Genomic DNA, 22,086 nt, shown 5'->3' with positions numbered 1-22,086 from the left:
CGGGGCTCGGGGCGGGACTGGTTGTCAGTGGGTCCCGATAACCTCGTATGTGTGTCGTCCCTTGCGCTGTACCGCCGCTATCGCCCCGAGTCGTTCGCCGAGGTCATCGGGCAGGAGCATGTCACTGCCCCGCTGATGCAGGCCCTGCGGAACAACCGGGTCAACCACGCGTACCTGTTCAGCGGGCCGCGGGGTTGTGGAAAGACGACCAGCGCGCGGATTCTGGCGCGCTGTCTGAACTGTGAGCAGGGGCCGACGCCCACGCCCTGCGGCGAGTGCCAGTCCTGCCAGGACCTGGCGAGGAACGGGCGCGGGTCGATCGACGTGATCGAGATCGACGCCGCTTCGCACGGTGGTGTGGATGACGCGCGTGACCTGCGGGAGAAGGCCTTCTTCGGGCCGGCCGGCAGCCGGTACAAGATCTACATCATCGACGAGGCGCACATGGTCACCTCGGCGGGCTTCAACGCCCTGCTGAAGGTGGTCGAGGAGCCGCCGGAGCACCTGAAGTTCATCTTTGCGACGACCGAGCCCGAGAAGGTCATCGGGACCATCCGGTCGCGTACGCACCACTACCCGTTCCGGCTGGTGCCGCCGGGGACGCTGCGGGACTACCTCGGCGAGGTGTGCGGCAAGGAGAACGCCTCGGTCGAGGACGGCGTGCTGCCGCTGGTCGTCCGGGCGGGGGCCGGGTCAGTGCGTGACTCGATGTCCGTGATGGACCAGCTGCTGGCCGGGGCGGCCGACGACGGTGTGACGTATGCCATGGCCACCGCGCTTCTCGGGTACACGGACGGGTCGCTGCTGGACTCCGTGGTGGACGCGTTCGCGGCGGGGGACGGGGCGGCGGCCTTCGAGGTCGTGGACCGGGTCATCGAAGGGGGCAACGATCCGCGGCGGTTCGTGGCGGACCTGCTGGAGCGACTGCGGGACCTGGTGATCCTGGCGGCCGTGCCCGATGCCGGGGAGAAGGGGCTGATCGACGCCCCCGCCGACGTCGTGGAGCGGATGCAGGCGCAGGCGTCCGTCTTCGGGGCCGCTGAGCTGAGCCGGGCCGCCGATCTGGTCAACTCCGGGCTTACGGAGATGCGCGGGGCCACCTCGCCGCGGCTGCAGCTGGAGCTGATCTGCGCGCGGGTGCTGCTGCCCGCCGCGTTCGACGACGAGCGGTCCGTGCAGGCGCGGCTGGACCGGCTGGAGCGGACCGGCGCCGGGGGCGGGTTCGTCCCCGGCGGGGCCATGCCGGGGATGCCCGCCATGGGGTACGTGCCTGGACCCGAGGCGCACGGGATGCAGGGGGCACCCGGAGGGCAGGGAGTGCCGGGGGCGCCGGGAGGCGGTGGTGCGGGTGCTCCCGCGCCGATGGCTCCGGCAGCTCACGCGCCGATGCCCCAGGTCCCGATGGCCCAGGCTCCGGACGCCCAGGCTCCGGTGGCGCCGGCGCAGGCTGCCGCCCCCGTGGCTCCCGCACCCGCACCCGAGGCCCCGGCGCCCGCTGCTCCGCCGCCCGCCGCCGCCCCCGCGCGGCGGCCCGGCGGATGGCCGACCGCCTCCGCGCCGGGACAGGGACGGCCCGAGCCCGTCGCGCCCCAGGCCCAGGCTCCGGCGGCCGCACCGTCCGCACCGGCCGGTGCGGCCCCCGCCCAGGCGGCGCCCAGCGCCGCCGCTTCACAGGGCGCCGCCCAGGTGCGGAACATGTGGCCCGGGATCCTGGAGGCCGTGAAGAACAAGCGCCGCTTCACCTGGATCCTGCTCAGTCAGAACGCCCAGGTCGTCGGCTTCGACGGGACCACCCTCCAGGTCGGCTTCATCAACGCCGGTGCCCGCGACAACTTCGCGAGCAGCGGCAGCGAGGACGTCCTCAAGCAGGTCCTCGCCGAGTCCTTCCAGGTGCAGTGGCGGATCGAGTCCGTCGTCGACGCGAGTGGTGGGGGAGGGGGCGGCGGAATGCCGCCCGCCGGTCCTCCCGGAGGGTACGGAGGCGGCGGTGGCGGCTTCGGTGGCGGTGGCGGTGGCGGCTTCGGCGGCAGCGCCCCCGCGGCCCCGGCCGCCCCGCGTCCGCCGCAGGCAGCGGCACCGCAGGCCGGCGCTCCCGTACCGCAGTCGGCGCCTCAGCAGGCTGCGCAGCAGCAGCCGGCCGCGCAGCCTCTGCAGGGGCAGTACCAGGCACCCACGCCGCCGCCCGCCGCTGCGCCGCAGCACAGCGCCGTCCAGGAGCGCCCGCCGGTCTCCGCCGAGGACGACGTACCGGAGGACGACGATCCGGACCTGGTCGACTCGGCGCTGTCCGGTCACGACCTGATCGTGCGCGAGCTGGGCGCGACGGTGGTCGAGGAGTTCGTCAACGAGTGACGGGGCCGGGCCCGTGGGCCCGGGAGCCGGGAGCAGCGAGCCGGGAGGCCGGCGCGGGGCGTCTCGGGCCGGTCCTGAGTGGCCTGGACCCACGCAGGGCCGGGGCAGCCGGAGCCCGATCGGCCAAGGCTGACGCGGGCCTGCGCGGGACTGAGCGGGGCCTGCGCGGGACTGAGCCGGGCGGCCTGGGGACGACGGGCCAAGCCTGAGAACCGGCCCTGTACCTGCGCACGGCCAGGCCCGAGAACGACGCAGAACCGTCGTACGGCTGGCCCTGTGCGGCACAGGGCTGACGCAGAGCCTCCGCCGAACTGCCCGAGGCCGACGCGGGGCCTCCGTGGAACCGCCCGAGGTCGACGCGGAGCCTCCACGCATCCAGCTCCGAGGCTGGCGCGGGGCCTCCGCCGATCCGCCCGAGGCCGACGCGGGCTTCCACACAACCGGGCCCAGGCCCATGCACGGCCGACGGCCGACGCAGGGGGTCGACGCAGGGAGTCGGGCGACCCCAGGGCGACAGCAAGCTCCCGTGCGGTCCCACGCGGTCCCACGCGGTCCCAGGGCGACGCAGCTCCCGTGCGGTCCCATGCGACCCCAGGGCGACGCATGTCCCATGCGGTCCCGTACGGCCCTCGTTCAGGCCCGTGCAGCCCCTGACCAGGGCACCGACCCACCGGCGCCGCAGCCATCGCCCTGCCCCTCGCTGCAGCCATCGCCCCGCCCCTCTCGCAGTCGGCGACCCCACCCCCGTCGTAGCAAACAACAAGCCCGTCCCCGCACCCCCATGGGCGGTAACTCCAACCCCGTGCGACTTCGTCCCCCTCGCAGGCCCTAGGCTGCACTCCGTGAAGGTCCTCGTCATCGGCGGCGGCGCCCGCGAACACGCCCTGTGCCGCTCTCTGTCCCTCGACCCCGACGTCACCGCCCTCTACTGCGCCCCCGGCAACGCCGGCATTGCGGAAGTGGCGGAGCTGTACCCGGTCGATGCCCTCGACGGGGCCGCCGTGGCGCGCCTCGCCACCGAACTCGGCGCCGGTCTCGTCGTCGTCGGCCCGGAGGCCCCGCTCGTCGCGGGCGTCGCCGACGCCGTGCGGGAGGCCGGGATTCCGGTCTTCGGCCCCTCGAAGGAGGCCGCCGAGCTGGAAGGGTCCAAGGCGTTCGCCAAGGACGTGATGGCGGCGGCCGGGGTGCCCACCGCGCGCAGCTACGTGTGCACGACGCCGGAGGAGATCGACTCCGCGCTCGCCGCCTTCGGCGCCCCGTACGTCGTCAAGGACGACGGGCTGGCGGCCGGCAAGGGCGTCGTCGTGACGGACGACGTGGCCCAGGCGCGGGCGCACGCGCTGGCCTGCGAGCGCGTCGTCATCGAGGAGTTCCTGGACGGTCCCGAGGTGTCGCTCTTTGCGATCACCGACGGAGTGACCGTGCTGCCGTTGCAGCCCGCGCAGGACTTCAAGCGTGCGCTCGACGGCGACGAGGGCCCCAACACCGGTGGCATGGGCGCCTATTCGCCGCTGCCGTGGGCCGACCCCAAGCTCGTCGACGAGGTCATGGAGTCCGTGCTCCAGCCGACCGTCGACGAGCTGCGGCGCCGTGGCACGCCGTTCTCCGGGCTGCTGTACGCGGGCCTTGCGATCACGAGCCGCGGCGTGCGGGTCATCGAGTTCAACGCCCGCTTCGGCGACCCCGAGACCCAGGTCGTACTGGCCCGGCTCCGCACCCCCCTCGCGGGCGTCCTGCTCGGCGCCGCCAACGGCACGCTGGACGTCCAGCCGCCGCTGGCCTGGCGCGACGACGCGGCCGTCACCGTCGTCATCGCCTCGCACAACTACCCCGGTACGCCCCGCACCGGCGACCCCATCGAGGGCCTCGCCGACGTGGCGGCCCAGGACGCCCCCGAGGCGTTCGTCCTCCACGCGGGCACCAAGCGGGACGGTTCCGGCGCCGTGCTGAGCGCCGGTGGGCGGGTGCTGTCGGTGACCGCCACGGGCGCCGACCTGACCCAGGCGCGCGAGCGGGCGTACCGCGCGGTGGAGCGGATCCGGCTCGACGGTTCGCAGCACCGTACGGACATCGCGGCGCAGGCCGCACGGGACGCTGCGCAGGACTGAGCGGGACTGAGCGGGACACGTTTCAGCCGGGGCCCGACCGGGTCCCGGCTGAAACGTGTCCGGGCGCGTGCCCCCGCGCCCGGTTCCGTGCCAGGCCCGATGCCAGGACCCGTACCGGGCCCGCGCGTGCTCGGGCGTGCGCCCCGCCGCGTACCCGGGCGCGCGTCCCGGCTCCGTACCCGAAGCCGTACCCGAATCCGAACCCGGACCCGGCTCCGCGCCCGGCCTCGTACCCGAATCCCGGCTTCGCCCCGGAAGCCAGCACCTTTACCCAAAGCCATTCCATCGGGTGACGGCTCGCCCATCCGGATGACTCGTGCCGAAGCCCCAACTAGGGTGCCGCGCAAGCGTTCCGGCACTTGGCCCACCGACATTGCGATGTCAGTGGCGGGTGCCACAGTGGGGGAGTGAGTACCCCAGGGAAGAGCCAGCAGGGCGATCAGGGCAGAGGGGGTGAATCCGGTCGTGTCCGGTGTGTCTGATTCCGGTGCCAGTTCCACTGGCCCCGATTCTCGGCCCGGTTCTTCAGGTTCCGGTGGTTCGAGTGCGTCGCGTGCCTCGGGTGTCCTGGGTACGGAGCAGGGGGCGCAAGCCGCGCGGGAGCGTGCGCTCGCCGTGCTGCGGGTGCGCAGCCGGGCGTTGGCGCTGGCCCTGCTGCCGGCGGCCGTGGCCGTCGTGCTGCTGGTCGGCGGAGTGTCCGGGCGGCTCGCGGGCGCGGGCTGGGACGTGGCGCGCTGGGCGGTGTCCGGTGTCGCGCTCGTGACGCTGCTGGTCGGCCTGACGGTCGCCGTTGTCGTGACGCGGGCCCGGCCCGCCGTGACGCCCACGGTGGAGCTCTCCGAGGCCTCCGCCCCCGATCTCTACCGCCTCGTGCGGGACCTGGCCGAGCGGCTCGACGTTCCCGCGCCGTCCGCGATAGCCCTGACCCCGGACTGCGACAGCTGGCTGGAGGACCGCTCGCACGCCGCCGTGCGCGCGGCGGGCCGCCCGAAGCCCCGGCGCGCCGATGCGCGGTCCCGGCCGGCCGAGTCCATACGCAGCGGGCCCACCGCCCCGGCCTCCGGTCCCGGCGCCCCGGCGTCCGGGGTCACGGCGTCCGGGGTCACAGCCTCCGGGTCCACAGCCCCCGGGTCCACAGCCTCCGGGTCCACGGCCTCCGGGTCCGTGTCCGGGCCCGCATCCGCCCCCACCGCCCCGGTCCTGGTGATCGGCTCGCCCTTCCTGTGGTGGATGCGCGTCGCCGAGCTGCGCGCCGTCCTCGCCCCGGTCGTCGCCGGTACGGGCCCCTCCGCGCACCCCGACATAGCCGCCGCCCGCCGTTTCGTACGGGGCCTGGACGCGGCCGTCGCGGTCGCCGTCAAGCCGGCCCGGGGCCCGGGGGGAGTGGTGCGGCGGATCGCGCTGGCGCCCCTCGGCCGGATCTCCCGGATCCTCCTCGCGGCCTGCCGCGAGCACATCACGCAGCTGGAGCGGGGCGTCGCCGCCGCCGCGTCCGAGCGCGCCCAGGCCGTGGACTACGGGCTGCGGATCGTCGCCCAGGATCAGGTCGGCCTCGCCTATGCGGGCTGGGACCGGCTGCTGACCCGGGTCGCGCTGCCCGCTTGGCGGATGGGCCGCTGGCCCTCCCGGCTCGACGCCGGAGTGGTCTCCGCCCTCACCGAGCTCTCCCGCCGCGACCGCCTCGCCGACGAGTTCGCCTCCCGGCTCGGCGAGCGCCCCGCCTGCGACCTCCTGGAGGAGCCGGGCGCCGTCGACGAGGCCACCTCCCTGCTGGCCGCCCGCCTCTTCCACGGCGGCCCCGCCACCCCGGGCCCCGACTGGTCCCCGGTCGACTGGCAGGCGTATCCGGAGGAGGTCGTCGACCGGAAGTGGCGTACGGAGGCCGCCCGGCTGCACCGCGTCCTCGACACCCTCGGTGTCCGCCGCTCCGGCGGCGACCGTACGGGCCCCACCCTGGCCCGCGTCATGGACCACCTCGCCGCCGAGACCGTCACCCACACCGGCGCCCCCGGCCCCGACGACGGCCGCAGCGACGAGGAGCGCACCGACGCCCTCGCCGCCGGGATCACCGCCGAGGCGGCCCGCGAGGAAGCGGCGGCCGCGCCGCCCGCGCCGGTCGTCCTCGGCGACGGCCAGGAGTTCCAGGACGGCGGCTCCTGGGGCGGCGACCCGCTGCCGGTCTTCCCCATCCAGCCGCCCCGCACCGGCCGCGACCTGCTCGCCGACCACGTCACCGCGATGGTCTGCTGCGCCGCCGTCGACACCGCGGGCGCCGCCCCGGGCCTGGACTGGCTGGACGGCCCCACCCTGCTCGTCGAGGGCAAGCGTCGCAACGACCTCACGGGCCCCGTCCTCAGCCTCGTCGAGGACGGCGACCCGGGCCCGCTGCGCGGCTGGCTCGCCGACACCGGCGTACGGCCGGAGAAGCCCGTACGGCTGGTGTGAACGGGGTGTACGCGGAGCCGTCGGCAGGGTCCCGCGCGGAACCGCCGACAAGTCCCCGGCGCAGGGCCACCGACGGTCCCCCGCAGAGCCACCGACAGGTCCCGCGCAGAACCGCCGACAGGTCCCACGAACGGAGTAAGGGGTTCCGTTTCACGCCAATTCGCGACGAACGGTGACGGAGTGCGTGCGTTATGTGATGTGCTGGGGTCCTGGAGCTGACAGCCGACGCACCACTGTCGGTCCGGACGACCGCTGAGGGCTCGGGGGGCCGAGGGAGGGATGTGACGTGGGGGCGGAGCAGATTCGCTGGGAATCGGGGGCGCTCGCGCACGCCGTCTCGGACCCCTTCGGCCAGGGCCCGCTGCCCTGGCTGCGCGGCGGCGACCAGTACCTCGACGCGGACGGCACGGTCGTCCCCTGGTACGCGGAGCTGGATCCGGCCACCGGTGCCAAGGTCCCGCCGCCCCGCCGCACCTCGGGCCCCCGCGCGGCCGACGACGTGAACTGCCAGATCAAAGGCTTCACCTCGTCGGGCTCCGTCTCGCCCGGCGGCTCCGTCGACTTCCACGTCACGGTCAACCCGCCGCAGGAGTTCTCCGCGTACGTCTACCGGATCGGCCACTACAGCGGCGCCGGCGCCCTCAAGGTCGACACCAGCCCCCGCCTCTCCGGCATCGTCCAGCCCGCCCCGCTGGCCGCCGACCGCACGGTCTCCTGCCACCACTGGTGGCAGTCCTGGCGCCTCCAGATCCCCGAGTACTGGAGCCTCGGCGCCTACGTCGCCGTGCTGACCAGCGCCGACGGCCACCGCACGCACGTCCCCTTCACGGTCCGCGACGACCGCGCCGCCGACTACCTGCTGCTGCTCCCGGACATCACCTGGCAGGCGTACAACCTCTACCCGGAGGACGGTCGCACCGGCGCCAGCCTCTACCACGCGTGGGACGAGCGCGGCCGGCTGCTCGGCGAGGAGGACGCCGCCACCACCGTCTCCTTCGACCGCCCGTACGCGGGCCAGGGCCTGCCCCTGCACGTCGGGCACGCCTACGACTTCATCCGCTGGGCCGAGCGCTACGGCTACGACCTGGCCTACGCGGACGCCCGCGACCTGCACGCCGGCCGCATCGACACCTCCCGCTACCGCGGCCTGATCTTCCCCGGCCACGACGAGTACTGGTCCGTCCCCATGCGCAGGGCCGCCGAGCGCGCCCGCGACCAGGGCACCTCCCTCGTCTTCCTGTCGGCGAACACCATGTACTGGCAGGTCGAGCTGGCCCCCGCCCCCTCCGGCGTCCCCGACCGCTTCCTCTCCTGCCTCAAGCGCCGCGGCCCAGGCAAGACCGCCCTGTGGCGCGAGGCGGGCCGCCCCGAGCAGCAGCTGATGGGAATCCAGTACGCGGGAAGAGTCCCCGAGCCGAGCTCCCTCGTCGTGCGGAACGCCGAGCACTGGCTGTGGGAGGGCACCGGGGCCGGCGAGGGCGACGAGATCGAGGGCCTGGTCGCGGGCGAGGCCGACCGCTACTTCCCGCGCACCGCGCTGCCCGAGCACCGGGGCCGCATCCTCCTCGCCCACTCCCCGTACCGGGACGGCGAGGGTGCCCTGCGCCACCAGGAGACGTCCCTGTACCGGGCCCCCAGCGGCGCCCTAGTCTTCGCGTCAGGGACCTTCGCGTGGTCCCCGGCACTGGACCGCCCCGGGCACGTCGACCCCCGCGTCCAGAAGGCGACGGCGAACCTCCTGGACCGCATCGCCAAGGGCACCTGACCCCGGCCGGACGAAGGGCACCTGACCCCGGCCGGACGTACGAGCACCGGCACCGAAGCACATCCGTACGGAACCGTTCCGCGCGCCCCGTCCACCCTGACCGGGGGCTTCCCCCGCGCGTACGGGAGAATCAAGACCGATTGGCAACAACCACGGGGAGGAACCGTGTCCGGATTCGTAGTAAAGCCCGAGCCCCAGCAGGTGCCGGGCCTGGTGCATCTGCACACCGGCAAGGTGCGCGACCTGTACCAGAACGAGGCGGGCGACCTCGTGATGGTCGCCAGCGACCGCACCAGCGCCTTCGACTGGGTGCTGCCCACCGACATCCCCGACAAGGGCCGAGTCCTCACCCAGCTCTCGCTGTGGTGGTTCGACCAGCTCGCGGACCTCGTCCCCAACCACGTCCTGTCGACCGACCTGCCCGCGGGCGCCCCGGCCGACTGGGCCGGCCGCACCCTGGTCTGCAAGTCGCTGCGCATGGTCCCCGTCGAGTGCGTGGCCCGCGGCTATCTGACCGGATCGGGCCTGGTCGAGTACCAGGAGTCCCGTACGGTCTGCGGCCTCGCCCTGCCCGAGGGCCTGGTCAACGGCTCGGAGCTGCCCGCACCGATCTTCACGCCCGCCACCAAGGCCGCCGTCGGCGACCACGACGAGAACGTGAGCTACGAGGAGGTGGCCCGCGAAGTCGGAGCGGACACCGCCGCCCAGCTCCGCCAGACGACCCTCGCGGTGTACGGCCGGGCCCGGGACATCGCCCGCGACCGGGGCATCATCCTCGCCGACACCAAGTTCGAGTTCGGGTACGAGACGGTGGAGGGCGGTGAGGACCGCCTCGTCATCGCCGACGAGGTCCTCACCCCGGACTCCTCGCGCTTCTGGCCGGCCGACGACTGGGAGCCGGGCCGGGTGCAGCAGTCCTTCGACAAGCAGTTCATCCGGAACTGGCTGACCTCGGACACCTCCGGCTGGGACCCCAGGTCTTCGAGCCCGCCGCCCCCGCTCCCGCAGGAGATCGTGGACGCCTCCCGCGCCAAGTACATCGAGGCGTACGAGCGCCTGACCGGCCAGAGCTGGTCCTAGCGGTACGTACGCAGAAGGCCCCGGTCGCAATGACCGGGGCCTTCTGGCTATCTGGAGCGGACGACCAGGTTCGAACTGGCGACCTCAACCTTGGCAAGGTTGCGCTCTACCAACTGAGCTACGTCCGCGTTGCGCCGTGGCGCGAGGCCAACTATACCCAACCCCGCTCCCGTGCGAGACGCACTGCCGCATGACGGTTCTCCGCCCCCAGCTTCGAGGCGGCCGACGACAGGTAGTTCCGTACGGTTCCCTGGCTCAGCGCGGCCCGCTCGGCGATCTCCGCGATGGGCGCCCCGTGTGCCGCCAGCTCCAGCACCTCGGCCTCGCGGACGGTCAGCGGCGAGTCCCCGGCCGCGATCGCGTCGGCCGCCAACTCCGGGTCCACATACCGGTTTCCGGCTTGTACGGTACGGATGATCTCGGCCAGCCGCTGGGCGCTGACGGTCTTCGGCACGAAGCCGCGCACGCCCGCGGCGAGCGCCCGCTTGAGGTGTCCCGGCAGCCCGTGACTGGTCACGATCATGGTCCGGCAGTCGGGCAGCCCGGTCCGCAGGGATGTGGCCACCGCCACACCGTCGAGACCCGGCATCTGAAGATCCAGCACCGCCACGTCGGGCCGGTGCTGGAGCGCCATGGCGAGCGCCTCGGGCCCGGTGGCCGCCTCGGCCACCACCTCCAGGTCGTCCTCCAGTGCGAGCAGCGCGGCCAGCGCCCCCCGGATGAGGTGCTCGTCGTCGGCGAGCAGAACGCGTACGGCGCTCATGCGGCACCCGCCCCCGCGCCGGAGCGGCTGAACCGCCTGGAGAGCCTCGCCGCGCCGCCTGTGGCGGGCGTACTCGATTCCTGGGCCATGCCCTCGACTTCCTTTTCCGTACGGGTACGTGATGCGGGGCCGTCAGGAGCCGTCAGCGGGACCTCCGCGCGGACCCGGAACAGGCCGTCCTCCGCGGCCCCCGCGACGAGCGACCCGCCCACCACGGCCAGCCGCTCCCGCAGCCCCGCCAGGCCGGAGCCGGACGGTCCGACGGGGGCGGAGGAGTCCGCCCCATCGTTCTCGACGACCAGGACCGCGCGGACCCCGTCCGAGGTGAGGCGCAGGGTGCAGCTCTTCGGGTTGCCGTGCCGCAGCACGTTGGTGGTCGCCTCGCGGACGACCCAGCCGAGCGCCGACTGCACTCCGGCGGGCAGGTCCGTACCGAGGCCGTTCTCCACCAGGCAGCTGATCCCGGCGGCGGCGAGCACCCCGCGCGCGCCCTCGATCTCGTTCCGCAGATCGGCCTCCCGGTACCCGCGGACGACCTCGCGCACCTCGCGCTGCGACTCCTGCGCGATCCGCTGCACCTCGGCCATCTGCTCGGCGGCCTCCGGCCTGCCGCGCCGAGCCAGCTGGACCGCCAGCTCGCTCTTCAGCGCGATGACGGCGAGGTTGCGGCCCATCACGTCGTGCAGGTCCCGCCCGAACCGCAGCCGCTCCTCGGCGACCGCGAGACGGGCCTGGGTGTCCCTGGCCCGGTCGATCTCCCAGATCATCGCCATGAACCAGAGCGACGAGCGGTAGGTCACCAGGCCGAAAGCGCCCAGCAGAAGGACCGAGATCGCACTGCCCAGGGCGAGTTCGTAGCGCTGCGTCCCGAACCCGGCGGCCGCGGCCACCAGGGCGGCGGCCACGAACGTCCACAGGATCAGCCACCGGGTCGTCGACAGGGCGTAGAGGGACATCATCGTGGGGAACAGGCCGTACCAGACGAGCATCACCATGCTGGAGCCGTCGTTGTTGCCGGCGGCGAGCCCGCCGGTGGCCTGCAGGATCACGGTCAGAGCGACCACGACCCCGCCCAGCACCAGGGACAGCACAGCGCTCCGCCAGGGGGCCGGTGCTCCGTGCAGCCGGTGGGCGAAGCCGCGGGACATCGCGTGCATCGAGAGCGCGACCTGCACCACGACCACCGCCGTCAGACCCTGGGCCAGCGCGACGGGCCCGGACTCCCGCACCAGGTTCGAGGGGAACGGGACGATGATCCCGAAGCAGATGAGCCACGGGATGCCGTACAGCGTGACGCGCATGTACAGATCCAGCTTCGCGGCCCGGCTGCGCCTGCGCCAGAAACCCTTCATCCCCGTCACCACTCCCTCGAAAAACCGGCCCCCGCCCCGGTTCGGGACGGGGGCCGGGCTTCGGCTCTACCGCCGCGGCTCCCAGTGGAACCGCTTCTTGGCCGTGTATACCGACAGTACGGTCCAGGCCGCCACGACGGCCATGTCGCCCAGTGCCCCGGTCCAGGTCAGACCGCCGGACCAGCCGCCCCGCATCAGCTCCACCACCGGCGAGAACGGCAGCAGTTCGCAGATCGCGGCGGCGGTGTCCGGGAGCGCCTCCAGCGGGAAGAACAGCCCGGAGCCGAACATCGACAGGAACATCACCGGCGCGATGGTGAGCTGCGCCCCCTCCGCGCTCTTCGTGAACGCCGTGGTCGCCACCGCGAGCAGCACCGCAAGCCCGATCCCGAGCACGATGCCCACCACCACGAACAGCACGTTGGACGGCATCTCCGCGTCCAGCAGCACGACCCCCGCCACCAGCAGGAGCACCGCCTGCACCAGGCCCGCCACGAGCGCGGCGATCGAGGTGCCCGCCAGGATCTCGATGTCGCCCTGCTCACCGGTCCGCAGTCGCTTGAGCACCAGCTCCTCGCGGCGGGTGACGTACGTGCCGACCAGCGTGGTGTAGATGCTGCCGATCATCACGTACGTCAGTGCCGTCGGGATCAGCATCGTGCCGAGCGAAAGACCGTACTTCTCCAGGTCCATCCCCTTGGCGGTCGACAGGGAGGCGAAGGTCAGGATGACCGGCATCACCAGGATCATCACCAGGCTGGACTTGTTCCGGCCCAGCAGGGTGAGTTCGGCCCGCGCCATCGCCTTCATCCGGCCCGCGGCCGTGGTGCGTGCTCCGGCAGCGGTCGTCGTACGTGCGCTCTGTGTCAGCGTGCCGCTCATCGCGCCGCCACCTCTTCCTTCGTCGTCGTGTTCGCCGTTGCCTTCGCGTCCCGCGCGATGTGCAGGAAGGCTTCCTCCAGCGACGCGGACCGCACGTCGAGACCGCGCAGCTCCACCCCCGTCGTCTCCGCCCAGACCAGCAGCCCGGTGGCCGCCCGCTGAAGCGTCGGAGTGGTCAACTGCACGCTCCTGCCGTTCAGTTGGTGCTCGGTGATGCCCAACTGGCCCAGTGCAGGCAGGTCCCCCAGGTGGTACCCGTCCGGCAGCTCGAAGCTGATCCGGGACGGGTGCGCGGCGACCACCTCGTCCACCCGCCCCTCGGCGGCTATCCGGCCCTCGTGCATGATCGCCAGCCGGTCGGCCAGCTCCTCGGCCTCTTCGAGGTAGTGCGTCGTCAGCAGTACGGTCGTGCCCTGCTCGCGCAGCTCCTGCACCAACTCCCAGGTCTCGCGCCGCCCTTCGGCGTCCAGCCCGGTCGTCGGCTCGTCCAGGAAGAGGACCTCGGGCCGCCCGAGCACCGCCATCGCCAGGTCGAGCCGCCGCCGTTCACCGCCGGACAGCTGGATGACCCGTACGGAATGCCGCTTGCCGAGCCCCACCAGCTCCAGCGCCTCCTCGACCGGCCGCGCCCCGCTCGTGCATCCCGCCCACATCCGCGCGGTCTCCAGCACCGTCAACTGCGAGGGGAATCCGCCCTCCTGGAGCATCACGCCGACCCGGGGACGCACCTCGGACCGCTCCGTGTACGGGTCGTGCCCCAGCACCCGTACGGAACCGCCGCTCGGTACGGCCAAGCCCTCAAGGAGCTCCAGCGTGGAGGTCTTGCCCGCACCGTTCGTCCCCAGGAGCGCGAAGAGTTCGCCGCGCGCCACGGAGAAGGAGACGGAACGGACGGCCTCGAAGCCCCCGGCATAGGTCCGCCGGAGCCCTTCGACGTCGATCACAAGCTCTGCGTTGGTGGTCATGTCCCCAGGCTCCCGTCGGCCGGGGGCCTTCGGCAGTGCGCGCTGTCATGACTCCCGATGACAAATGTCATGAGCGATCAAGGGAACGCGAAAGGCCCCGGTCGCAATGACCGGGGCCTTTCACATGGAGCGGACGACCAGGTTCGAACTGGCGACCTCAACCTTGGCAAGGTTGCGCTCTACCAACTGAGCTACGTCCGCAAGGTACTGCTGAGAGGTGGTGCTTGGTGGTGCGGCATCACCATACCCGATGTTCCGGGGCTTCCGGAAACCGGTTCGAGCGATGCAGAGCGGGTGACAGGAATTGCACACTGCGCCTTCCTCCTGGAAGGAGGATGTTCTGCTACTGAACTACACCCGCACGCTGCGTGAGGCGGGGCCTTGCGGCCTTGCCCTTCGGCGTGCTCCAGACTTTAGCCCAGGTACCTGGGTGTGATGCAAATCGGTTCCCGGCCGACTTCGCGGAGGACCGCGGCGGGGCGGCCGGGAACCTGCCGCTCCGTCAGGAGGCTTCCGCGAACGCCTCGTAGACCTTCTTCGGGATCCGGCCCCTGGCCGGCACCTCCATCCGGTGCGACCGGGCCCAGGCGCGCACCGCCGCCGGGTCCGGGGCCACCGACGTGTGCCGGTACACATTGCCCGACTTCGAGTGCTTTCGGCCTGCCGTCACGTACGGCTTCAGGGCCGTGCGCAGTTTCTTTGCATTGGCGGGATTGAGGTCGATCTCGTACGACTTCCCGTCGAGTCCGAAGGTCACCGTTTCCGCCGCTTCTCCTCCGTCGATGTCGTCGGAGAGCGTGACCACTACGCGTTGAGCCACGGATATCGGTCCTTCCTAGCGGGCGTGTACCGGCGTGAGTATCGGTGTCACCGCGCTGACGTGCGGTGATGTCGACCTTCCGGCTGTTCTGAAGCAACTCTGGAGCAATGCTGCTTTCCCTTGTATTCCTTTGTACAGGGGGAGGCATTGCATTGTGAAGCCCAGTCAATTCCGTCAGCGTGTCCGAGTGCAATGAGGGGGGCTCTTTTTTCCCTGATTTTTCCCTGCGTTGTTGGTGCCGATACCGGAACGTGATCAACCCGTGGAGATATCTACCCGCGTAGAATTTCTGGGCGGGTACGCTGATGGAACCGCCTTAAGCACCACACCACACCGGGAGTGCCAGTGGCACGCGTCGTAGTCGACGTCATGCTCAAGCCCGAGATTCTCGACCCGCAGGGACAGGCGGTGCAGCGTGCACTGCCCCGTCTCGGCTTCAAGGGAATCGCGGACGTCCGCCAGGGGAAGCGTTTCGAGCTGGAGGTGGAGGGTCCGGTCGACGATGCCGCCCTCGCCCGCATCCACGAGATGGCCGAAACGTTCCTCGCCAACACCGTCATCGAGGACTTCACCGTGAAGGTGGAGGACGAGAAGTGACAGCTCGCATCGGAGTCGTCACTTTCCCCGGCACGCTGGACGATCAGGACGCGCTGCGTGCCGTCCGTCTCGCGGGTGCCGAGCCGGTGTCCCTGTGGCACCGCGACAAGGACCTCCACCAGGTCGACGCGGTCGTCCTCGCCGGAGGGTTCTCCTACGGCGACTACCTGCGGGCCGGCGCCATCTCGCGCTTCTCGCCGGTGATGGACACGATCATCGAGCAGGCGAAGGCCGGTATGCCGGTCCTCGGCATCTGCAACGGCTTCCAGATCCTCACCGAGGCACATCTGCTGCCCGGCGCGATGCTCCGGAACAACCACCTCCACTTCATCTGCCGCGACCAGAAGCTGCGGGTGGAGAACACGGAGACCGCCTGGACCCTCGATTACGAGCAGGGCCAGGAGATCTCCGTACCGCTGAAGAACATGGACGGCCGGTACGTCGCCGACGAGCGCGTGCTCGACGAGCTGGAGGCGGAGGGCCGCGTCGCGTTCCGCTACCTCGACGGCAACCCCAACGGCTCGCTCCGGGACATCGCCGGCATCACCAACGCGGCGGGCAACGTCGTCGGTCTGATGCCGCACCCCGAGCACGCCGTCGAGCCGCTGATCGGTACGGGCCGTACCGACGGGCTCGGGTTCTTCACCTCGATCCTGAAGAAGCTGGTCAACGCCTGATGCTGCAATCTTCCGGGGAGCGACCCCCGAACCCCCGCCTCGACACTGTCAAGCACGCGAGCGGCACGCCCGACGTCGAGCAGCCCTGGAAGGAGCTCGGCCTCAAGGAGGACGAGTACGCCAGGATCCGCGAGATCCTCGGCCGCCGTCCCACCGGTGCCGAGCTCGCCATGTACTCCGTGATGTGGTCCGAGCACTGCTCGTACAAGAGCAGCAAGGTCCACCTCAAGCAGTTCGGCGAGAAGGTCCCGGAGAACGACGCCATGCTCGTCGGCATCGGCGAGAACGCCGGCGTCGTCGACGTCGGCCAGGGCTACGCGGTCACCTTCAAGGTCGAGTCGCACAACCACCCCTCGTACATCGAGCCCTACCAGGGCGCGGCAACCGGCGTCGGCGGCATCGTCCGCGACATCCTCGCCATGGGTGCCCGCCCGGTCGCGGTCGTCGACCCGCTGCGCTTCGGCGCGGCCGACCACCCCGACACCAAGCGCGTCCTGCCGGGCGTCGTCGCCGGAATCGGCGGCTACGGCAACTGCCTCGGCCTGCCGAACATCGGCGGCGAGGTCGTCTTCGACGCCTGCTACCAGGGCAACCCGCTGGTCAACGCCGGCTGCATCGGTGTCATGAAGCACGAGGACATCCACCTCGCGCAGGCGTCCGGGCCCGGCAACAAGGTCATCCTGTACGGCGCCCGTACGGGCGGCGACGGCATCGGCGGCGTCTCGGTCCTGGCGTCCGAGACCTTCACGGATGCATCAGCGGCTGACGCCGCGGGCGCGAAGCCCACCAAGCGTCCCGCCGTCCAGGTCGGCGACCCCTTCCAGGAGAAGCTCCTCATCGAGTGCACCCTGGAGATCTTCCAGGAGAAGCTGGTCGCGGGCATCCAGGACCTCGGCGGCGCCGGGCTCTCCTGTGCCACCTCCGAGCTGGCCTCGGCCGGTTCCGGCGGCATGCGCGTCGAGCTGGACACCGTGCCGCTGCGCGACTCCTCCCTCTCGCCCGAGGAAATCCTCATGAGCGAGTCGCAGGAGCGCATGTGCGCGATCGTCGAGCCGCAGCACGTGGACCGCTTCATGGAGATCTGCGAGAAGTGGGACGTCATCGCCACCGTCATCGGTGAGGTGACCGAGGGCTCGCAGCTGGAGATCTTCTGGCACGGCGAGCAGATCGTCGACGTGCCGCCGCGCACGGTCGCCCACGAGGGACCGGTGTACCAGCGTCCGTACGCCCGCCCGTCCTGGCAGGACGCGCTCCAGGCCGACGACGCCAACAAGCTGGCCCGCCCGGCCAACAGCGACGAGCTGCGCGAGCAGGTCCTCAAGCTGGTCGCCTCGCCCAACCAGGCCTCCAAGGCGTGGATCACGGAGCAGTACGACCGCTTCGTGCAGGGCAACACGGTGCTGGCCATGCCGGAGGACGCGGGCATGGTGCGCATCGACGCCGAGACCGGTCTCGGCGTGACCATGTCGACCGACGGCAACGGCCGGTACGCCAAGCTCGACCCGTACACGGGTGCGCAGCTGGCGCTCGCCGAGTCGTACCGGAACGTGGCGACCACGGGTGCGAAGCCCCTGGCGATCTCGGACTGCCTCAACTTCGGTTCGCCCGAGGACCCGGACGTCATGTGGCAGTTCGCGGAGGCCACCCGCGGTCTCGCGGACGGCTGCCTGGAACTGGGAACTCCGGTCACCGGTGGCAACGTTTCTCTGTATAACCAGACCGGTGAGACCGCGATCCACCCGACGCCCGTCGTCGCGGTCCTCGGTGTGATCGACAACGTCGCACGGCGTACGCCGATGGCGTTCGCGAAGGAGGGCCAGCTGCTCTACCTCCTCGGCGACACGCACGAGGAGCTCGGCGGCTCGGCGTGGTCCGAGGTCGTGCACGGCCACCTCGGCGGCATGCCGCCGAAGGTCGACCTGGCGCGCGAGAAGCTGCTCGGCGAGATCCTGATCTCGGCCTCGCGCGACGGCATGGTCGACGCCGCCCACGACCTCTCCGACGGCGGCCTGATCCAGGCCGTCACCGAGTCCTGCCTCCGTGGCGGGAAGGGTGCGCGACTGGTGGTGCCGGACGGCATCGACCCGTTCGTCTTCCTGTTCTCGGAGTCGGCGGGCCGTGCGGTCGTGTCGATCCCGCGCAGCGAGGAGCTCCGCTTCAACGACATGTGCGGGGCGCGCGGCCTGCCCGTCACCCGCGTCGGTGTCGTCGACGGCGAAGAGATCGAGATCCAGGGCGAGTTCAGCATCCCGCTGAGCGAGCTGAAGGCGGCGCACGAGGCGACGATCCCGGGCCTGCTGGCCTGAGTTGCTTTTGGTCCGTTACGTGTACGAGTGCGGCCCCGCCCCCGGTCACCGGGGGCGGGGCCGCACTCGTACACCCGCCGCGCCTTGGTCATAATGCGCGGGTGAACGAGCAACCCCCTTCTCCCGTACGGCTTCCCGCCTCGCGGATACCCGAGGGCACGGCCCCCTGGCGGTCCGCCGACGCGCGCCGCTGGCTGGCTGCCGTGCCCGGCAGATGGGCGCACCCGGTGTGGCCGGCGCTGGTGCTGGTGGGGGCAGTGGTGTGGGCGTTGCTCGCGGTGGCGACACCGCCGCGGCCGGACTGGGCCCACAGCGACCTCTACCGGGATTTCGCGAGGCCCGGCAGCTCTGCTTCCGCATCGGCCTCCGCGCCTCCTTCCGGATCGGCCTCCGCGCCCGCTTCTGCGTCCGCTTCCGCGCCCGTCGCCGTGCCCGACCTCATGCGGCGCCTCGGGCCCACCCCTTCCGACCCGGGCCTTCCGCGCGCGGGCGGAACGGACCTGACCGACCGCACGACGTACAGCATCTCCGTGGTGTCCGTGACGACCTCCGGCTCCGCGAGCGACTTCGACGCGTGGTGGCTGCCCACGGCGCTCCTCGGACTCCTCCTCCTGGAGCTGTACTGGATCTGGCGCCGCCCGGCCCTCGCCCTCGCCGTGCTCACCCCGCTCACCCTCGCGGGCCTCTTCTTCGACGACGTACTCGAAGACGCGGTGCTGCCCGCGCGGATCGGGGTGCTGACGGCCGCCGTGCTGGTCGCGTTCCACCTGGCCCACCGGCTGGCCTTCCGCGTACGGCAGCGGGCGCAGGCGGTGGAGGCGGCCGGCCAGGAGCGGCATCCGCTGCCGCCCCTTCCGGCACGCCGCCCACGTGGCCCGCTCGTCCTCCTCCTGGCCGGCGCCCTCCTCCTCGCGGTGGCCGCACTGGCCTGTGCGCGGGCCGACGAGGCCGGGGGGAAGTGGATCGTCCTGCTGACCGGCACCCTCGGAACGGCCCTCCTCGTCCACGGAGTCGCGGCCCGTTGGCAGACCCGCCGCCGCTTCCGCCCGCAGCCCGCCCTGCGCGTCCTCGTCCGGGAGAGCGACGACGGAAAGGTCTGGGTGTACGCGGCCGACGACCGGGAGGCGGCCGAACCGCTGCTCGGCTTCCGGTCCTGGGGAACGTACGAGGGCGAGGCACCGGCAGGGGCCGGAGGACCCGCGGACGCCCGACCCCTGCGCGAGGCCGTTCTGTACGGAACCCCCGCCACCGGCGCCGAGTTGGCGTACGTCGCCGCGGTCGACGGACCCGAGGGCCGGGTGGCCGTGGAACGTGGCACGACCCGGGCGGCCCTCGCCGCCCGCGGCAGGCCCGCCCGCCGCACGCCCTTCACCGCACGCGACACCGGCCGCCGTGCACACACCGAGAACGGAACACCCGTGGACCCCGCAGAACCCACCCCGACCAGCCCGACCACCGCCCCCACGCACCTCAGCTGGTCGGCGGGCCCGGTCAGCCGTACCGCCGGAGTCCTCGCCCTCCTCTTTGAGGCGGCGGCGGTCTGGTCCTTCTTCGGCGACGAGCGGACCCTGCGCTCCTGGCTGATGCTGCTCATGCTCCCCTTCGCCCTGACCTGGCTGGCGACGGCACTCAACTGGCGTGTCACGGCGGACCGTTCGGGCCTGTGGGTGGCGGGCGGCTGGCGGGTGAAGCAGCTGCCCTGGGCGGAGATCGAGAAGGTCGAGTACGCCGACGACAGCCTGGTGTTCCGCGGCCCGGACGGCGCGCGCACCTCCGTACGCCCCACCGGCTGGGCCCGCCTCGACCGCCGCACCGCCAAGGGCCATGTCGCCGGCCGCGCCGCCGAAGAGATCCGCACGATGCTCGCCGACCCGGAACTCCGCCCCACCGAGCACAGCACCCCCGCCGACCAGGGAATGCCGCTCGGCCCGGTCATCGTGCTGGTGGCGGTGCTGGCGCTGGCGGCGGTGGTGCTGCTGTAGACGGGGCGCCGGACAGGGGCGGTTGTCAGTGCCGGGGCCTAATCTCGTTTCATGTCGCCCGTGAACCCCGCCAAGAAGAAGCGCACCCGGACCTACGACCCGGCCAGGACCAGGGCTGCCGTGCTTGCCCAGTTCGGGCATGTGCGGGAAGTGGTCGGCGGGCTGAGCGAGGATCAGCTCGCCCGGCCCAGCGGGCTGGGGGAGTGGTCGGTGCGGGAGCTGGCCGCGCATCTGTCGATGGTGCTGGGGTCGGTCGTGCGCTTCCTGGGCGAGCCCGCGCCGGTCAAGGCCGAAGTGGGGCTCCTCGACTGGCCGTTCGCGACCGAGGCCCATGCCGGGCAGGTCGCGGAGGACACCCGGCAGATCGCGGCGTCCGCGCCGATCGGGGAGCTGTTCGAGCGGGTGGCAGCAGGGATCGCCGATGCGCTGCCCGGGGCCGACGACGAGCGGATCACGCGGACCAGGATCGGGCCGATGCGGCTCGCGGACTTCCTCGTCACCCGTGCCGTCGAGCTCGTCGTGCACAGTGACGACCTGGCGCGGGCGACCGGGGTCGATGTGCCGTTCGACCGGCAGGCCCTCGCCATCTGTACGCGGCTGCTCGCGGACGCCCTCGCCGTGAAGGCACCCGGCGCATCCACGGAGGTACGGATTCCGCCGTATGCCGTGGTGCAGTGCATCGAGGGTCCCCGGCACACCAGGGGGACCCCGCCCAACGTCGTGGAGACCGACCCGCTGACCTGGATCCGGCTTGCCACAGGACGTACACAATGGGCGGACGCGATCGAAGAAGCGCAGGTCAGGGCCAGTGGAGAGCGTGCGGATCTGGTGGGGGTGCTGCCGATCCTGGGGTGAGAAGGGGGCGTGCGCCGGAGTAAGTGGAACCAGTAGTCCCACCTGTTCCGTCACAGCGGCATGCAGACGAAGCCGAAGTTCAAGACGCTGAAGATGCTGGGTGTACCCCTCACCGCAGCAGCGCTGCTCGCCGTGTCCGCCTGCGGTACGGAGACCACGGGAGCCGGGTCCGCGGGAGGCGACAGGAAGGGTGACGGCGGTGCCGTGCAGACGGATCTCCAGCTGACCGGTGTGCGGTGGAACGTGGAGAGTTCCACCGTCGGCGGGAAGAAGACCGCGGCGCCCAAGGACACCTTCGTCGAGATCGACGAGAAGGGTGCGGTCAAGGGCAACTACGGCTGCAACTCCTTCAGCGGCAAGGCGACCGTCAAGGGCGATTCCGTCGACCTCGACAAGCTGCTCTCCACCCAAATGTCGTGCGACGCCCAGGACTTCGAGCTCTCCCTGCGGAAGGCGTTCAAGGAGCAGCTGAAGGCGAAGCTCGACGACAGCAGGCTGACCCTGACCACCGCGAAGGGCGACACGATCGTGCTCAGCTCGAAGCCGGTGGAGCCGGCTGTTCCGTTCGCCGGGACCAAGTGGACCGTCGAGTCCTTCACCGCCCGCAAGACCGCGAAGCCCGGCGGAAGCGAAGCCGCACAGTCCGTGCCGAAGGAGCTGGCGGGCAAGGCGTACCTGATCTTCGGCAAGGACGGTTCGGTGCGCGGCCGCACCGGCTGCAACTCCCTCACCGGCCAGGCGAAGCAGAGCCCCGGCACACTCGAATTCGGGCGCATCGCGACCACGCGCATGATGTGCCAGGGGGAGGCGGCGGCCGTGGAGAAGCAGGTGCTGAAGGTGCTGGAGGGCAAGGTCACGTACACGGTGAACGGCCGCGCACTGTCCCTCACGGGCAGCGGGGGCGTGGGCCTGGAGGCGACGGCGGCCGAGTGAGGCTGCCCGGTGGGGGCGGGTGGGGCCGGTGGGCACGTGCGGGTGCGTCGTGGCTGATCGCGCAGTTCCCCGCGCCCCTAGATACCGCCGTCTCCTTGGGCAGCGGGGCCGCCCCCCGGGGGCGGGACGGGTGGGCAAGGGGGCGGCCCCCACGCGGAGCTCCGCCCCGCGACCGCACCCCTCGCGACGGCCCCGGCACTCCGT

At 71.9% G+C, this 22,086-nt stretch carries 16 protein-coding genes and 3 tRNA genes; 11 read left to right on the top strand and 8 right to left on the bottom strand.

Annotated features, from left to right (window positions below; all coding sequences use genetic code 11):
• Positions 1–51: 51 nt before the first annotated feature.
• The 5 genes from ACH4SP_RS12770 to ACH4SP_RS12750 all read left to right on the top strand — a co-directional run bounded on the left by ACH4SP_RS12770 (position 52) and on the right by ACH4SP_RS12750 (position 9,750).
• The gene (locus tag ACH4SP_RS12770; RefSeq protein WP_398413769.1) at positions 52–2,352 is read left to right on the top strand and encodes a DNA polymerase III subunit gamma and tau; all 2,301 of its coding nucleotides are present in this window, start codon (positions 52–54) and stop codon (positions 2,350–2,352) included.
• Positions 2,353–3,194: 842 nt separating this feature from the next.
• Positions 3,195–4,460 carry a phosphoribosylamine--glycine ligase gene (purD, locus tag ACH4SP_RS12765; protein ID WP_398413766.1) on the top strand — a complete coding sequence of 422 codons (1,266 nt, stop codon included), beginning with the start codon at positions 3,195–3,197 and terminating at the stop codon, positions 4,458–4,460.
• 567 nt (positions 4,461–5,027) lie between these two features.
• Positions 5,028–6,905 carry a hypothetical protein gene (locus ACH4SP_RS12760; RefSeq protein WP_398415041.1) on the top strand — a complete coding sequence of 626 codons (1,878 nt, stop codon included), beginning with the start codon at positions 5,028–5,030 and terminating at the stop codon, positions 6,903–6,905.
• Between the two features lie 286 nt (positions 6,906–7,191).
• Positions 7,192–8,670 carry a N,N-dimethylformamidase beta subunit family domain-containing protein gene (locus ACH4SP_RS12755; RefSeq protein WP_398413764.1) on the top strand — a complete coding sequence of 493 codons (1,479 nt, stop codon included), beginning with the start codon at positions 7,192–7,194 and terminating at the stop codon, positions 8,668–8,670.
• 165 nt (positions 8,671–8,835) lie between these two features.
• The gene (locus tag ACH4SP_RS12750; RefSeq protein ID WP_398413762.1) at positions 8,836–9,750 is read left to right on the top strand and encodes a phosphoribosylaminoimidazolesuccinocarboxamide synthase; all 915 of its coding nucleotides are present in this window, start codon (positions 8,836–8,838) and stop codon (positions 9,748–9,750) included.
• 52 nt (positions 9,751–9,802) lie between these two features.
• Here ACH4SP_RS12750 and ACH4SP_RS12745 read toward each other — a convergent pair.
• From ACH4SP_RS12745 to ACH4SP_RS12710, 8 genes are all read right to left on the bottom strand, one after another.
• Positions 9,803–9,878: transfer RNA gene (locus tag ACH4SP_RS12745), tRNA-Gly, on the bottom strand.
• Positions 9,879–9,901: 23 nt separating this feature from the next.
• The gene (locus tag ACH4SP_RS12740; RefSeq protein WP_398413759.1) at positions 9,902–10,513 is read right to left on the bottom strand and encodes a response regulator; all 612 of its coding nucleotides are present in this window, start codon (positions 10,511–10,513) and stop codon (positions 9,902–9,904) included.
• Positions 10,510–11,865 carry a sensor histidine kinase gene (locus ACH4SP_RS12735; RefSeq protein ID WP_398413757.1) on the bottom strand — a complete coding sequence of 452 codons (1,356 nt, stop codon included), beginning with the start codon at positions 11,863–11,865 and terminating at the stop codon, positions 10,510–10,512. Before ACH4SP_RS12735 ends, ACH4SP_RS12740 begins: the two co-directional genes overlap by 4 nt.
• A gap of 66 nt (positions 11,866–11,931) precedes the next feature.
• Positions 11,932–12,747 carry an ABC transporter permease gene (locus ACH4SP_RS12730; RefSeq protein ID WP_398413755.1) on the bottom strand — a complete coding sequence of 272 codons (816 nt, stop codon included), beginning with the start codon at positions 12,745–12,747 and terminating at the stop codon, positions 11,932–11,934.
• Complete coding sequence (locus ACH4SP_RS12725; protein WP_398413752.1) at positions 12,744–13,712, bottom strand: ABC transporter ATP-binding protein; 969 nt, start codon at positions 13,710–13,712, stop codon at positions 12,744–12,746. The genes ACH4SP_RS12730 and ACH4SP_RS12725 overlap by 4 nt, the downstream gene beginning before the upstream one ends.
• A gap of 125 nt (positions 13,713–13,837) precedes the next feature.
• Positions 13,838–13,913: transfer RNA gene (locus ACH4SP_RS12720), tRNA-Gly, on the bottom strand.
• 88 nt (positions 13,914–14,001) lie between these two features.
• A tRNA-Gly gene (locus tag ACH4SP_RS12715) sits at positions 14,002–14,073 on the bottom strand.
• A 141-nt stretch (positions 14,074–14,214) separates the two neighbouring features.
• Entirely contained in the window at positions 14,215–14,532 is a 318-nt protein-coding gene (locus ACH4SP_RS12710; protein ID WP_398413750.1) for an Lsr2 family protein, read from the bottom strand.
• Positions 14,533–14,877: 345 nt separating this feature from the next.
• Here ACH4SP_RS12710 and purS point away from each other — a divergent pair, with 345 nt between their 5' ends.
• From purS to ACH4SP_RS12680, 6 genes are all read left to right on the top strand, one after another.
• On the top strand, positions 14,878–15,129 hold the full coding sequence (gene purS, locus ACH4SP_RS12705) for a phosphoribosylformylglycinamidine synthase subunit PurS (protein ID WP_398413748.1): 252 nt from the start codon (positions 14,878–14,880) through the stop codon (positions 15,127–15,129).
• On the top strand, positions 15,126–15,806 hold the full coding sequence (purQ, locus tag ACH4SP_RS12700; RefSeq protein WP_398413746.1) for a phosphoribosylformylglycinamidine synthase subunit PurQ: 681 nt from the start codon (positions 15,126–15,128) through the stop codon (positions 15,804–15,806). The genes purS and purQ overlap by 4 nt, the downstream gene beginning before the upstream one ends.
• Entirely contained in the window at positions 15,806–18,112 is a 2,307-nt protein-coding gene (gene purL, locus ACH4SP_RS12695) for a phosphoribosylformylglycinamidine synthase subunit PurL (protein ID WP_398413743.1), read from the top strand. Before purQ ends, purL begins: the two co-directional genes overlap by 1 nt.
• 101 nt (positions 18,113–18,213) lie before the next feature.
• Positions 18,214–20,094, top strand: coding sequence for a hypothetical protein (locus tag ACH4SP_RS12690; protein ID WP_398413741.1), 1,881 nt, complete (start codon positions 18,214–18,216; stop codon positions 20,092–20,094).
• Positions 20,095–20,145: 51 nt separating this feature from the next.
• Positions 20,146–20,949, top strand: a complete 804-nt coding sequence (locus ACH4SP_RS12685) for a sterol carrier family protein (RefSeq protein WP_398413739.1) — start codon at positions 20,146–20,148, stop codon at positions 20,947–20,949.
• 60 nt (positions 20,950–21,009) lie between these two features.
• The gene (locus tag ACH4SP_RS12680) at positions 21,010–21,882 is read left to right on the top strand and encodes an META domain-containing protein (RefSeq protein ID WP_398413737.1); all 873 of its coding nucleotides are present in this window, start codon (positions 21,010–21,012) and stop codon (positions 21,880–21,882) included.
• Positions 21,883–22,086 lie beyond the last annotated feature (204 nt).

The organism is Streptomyces sp. NPDC021093, assembly GCF_044333135.1.
Taxonomy (GTDB): Bacteria; Actinomycetota; Actinomycetes; order Streptomycetales; family Streptomycetaceae; genus Streptomyces.
The sequence above is the reverse complement of the archived record's forward strand: the minus strand, read 5'-3'. Positions and strand labels throughout refer to the sequence as shown.

Coding starts and splice junctions, on each gene's coding strand:
- ACH4SP_RS12740 (WP_398413759.1), bottom strand. CDS start 10,513: ATGAGCGCCGTACGCGTTCTGCTCGCCGACGACGAGCACCTCATCCGG.
- purL (WP_398413743.1), top strand. CDS start 15,806: ATGCTGCAATCTTCCGGGGAGCGACCCCCGAACCCCCGCCTCGACACT.
- ACH4SP_RS12730 (WP_398413755.1), bottom strand. CDS start 12,747: ATGAGCGGCACGCTGACACAGAGCGCACGTACGACGACCGCTGCCGGA.
- ACH4SP_RS12685 (WP_398413739.1), top strand. CDS start 20,146: ATGTCGCCCGTGAACCCCGCCAAGAAGAAGCGCACCCGGACCTACGAC.
- ACH4SP_RS12735 (WP_398413757.1), bottom strand. CDS start 11,865: ATGAAGGGTTTCTGGCGCAGGCGCAGCCGGGCCGCGAAGCTGGATCTG.
- ACH4SP_RS12725 (WP_398413752.1), bottom strand. CDS start 13,712: ATGACCACCAACGCAGAGCTTGTGATCGACGTCGAAGGGCTCCGGCGG.
- ACH4SP_RS12680 (WP_398413737.1), top strand. CDS start 21,010: ATGCAGACGAAGCCGAAGTTCAAGACGCTGAAGATGCTGGGTGTACCC.